Source organism: Streptomyces sp. NPDC014889, from assembly GCF_043081205.1.
Taxonomy (GTDB): domain Bacteria; phylum Actinomycetota; class Actinomycetes; order Streptomycetales; family Streptomycetaceae; genus Streptomyces.
In genome coordinates, this window is record NZ_JBIBWH010000048.1 from 1 (window position 1) to 1,243 (window position 1,243).

1 protein-coding gene and 1 pseudogene are annotated in these 1,243 nt (G+C 66.5%); both read left to right on the forward strand.

From position 1 onward, the window contains the following. Positions 1-375: pseudogene (locus tag ACF09J_RS36025) on the forward strand (succinate--CoA ligase subunit beta); the annotation flags it as partial. A gap of 21 nt (positions 376-396) precedes the next feature. Then, the coding region (gene sucD, locus ACF09J_RS36030) for a succinate--CoA ligase subunit alpha (protein ID WP_392309665.1) at positions 397-1,243 on the forward strand (847 nt) is incomplete at its 3' end.

Genomic DNA, 1,243 nt, shown 5'->3' on the forward strand with positions numbered 1-1,243 from the left:
GCCTACGCGGGTGAGGCCCACAAGGGTGTCAAGCCGGCCAACTTCCTCGACATCGGCGGTGGTGCCTCCGCCGAGGTGATGGCGAACGGTCTGGAGATCATTCTGGGCGACCCGGACGTGAAGTCGGTGTTCGTCAACGTGTTCGGCGGGATCACCGCGTGCGACGCGGTCGCCAACGGCATCGTGCAGGCGCTGGAGCTGCTGGAGTCCAAGGGCGAGGAGGTCGCCAAGCCGCTGGTGGTGCGTCTGGACGGCAACAACGCCGAGCTGGGTCGCCAGATCCTGGACGACCGCAACCACCCGCTGGTGCAGCGGGTGGACACCATGGACGGCGCGGCCGACAAGGCCGCCGAGCTGGCTGCGGCCGCGAAGTAAGGGACGAGGTCACACAACACCATGGCTATCTTCCTCACCAAGGAATCCAAGGTCATCGTCCAGGGCATGACCGGCTCCGAGGGCCAGAAGCACACGCGTCGCATGCTGGCCTCGGGCACGAACATCGTCGGTGGCGTGAACCCGCGCAAGGCGGGTCAGAGCGTGGACTTCGACGGTACCGAGGTTCCGGTCTTCGGTTCCGTCAAGGACGCCATCGACAAGACCGGCGCCGATGTGACGGTGATCTTCGTGCCGGAGAAGTTCACCAAGGACGCGGTGATCGAGGCGATCGACGCGGAGATCCCCCTCGCGGTGGTGATCACCGAGGGCATCGCGGTGCACGACTCGGCCTCCTTCTGGGCGTATGCCGGGAAGAAGGGCAACAGGACGCGGATCATCGGTCCGAACTGCCCGGGTCTGATCACGCCGGGTCAGTCGAACGCGGGCATCATCCCGGCCGACATCACCAAGCCGGGCCGGATCGGTCTGGTGTCGAAGTCGGGCACGCTGACGTACCAGATGATGTACGAGCTGCGGGACATCGGTTTCTCGACCTGTGTGGGCATCGGTGGTGACCCGATCATCGGGACCACGCACATCGACGCGCTGAAGGCGTTCCAGGACGACCCCGACACCGACCTGATCGTGATGATCGGTGAGATCGGCGGCGACGCGGAGGAGCGGGCGGCGGCGTTCATCAAGGAGAACGTGACCAAGCCGGTCGTCGGCTACGTCGCGGGCTTCACCGCGCCGGAGGGCAAGACGATGGGCCACGCGGGCGCCATCGTCTCGGGTTCCTCCGGTACCGCGCAGGCGAAGAAGGAGGCCCTGGAGGCCGCGGGCGTCAAGGTCGGCAAGACCCCGACCG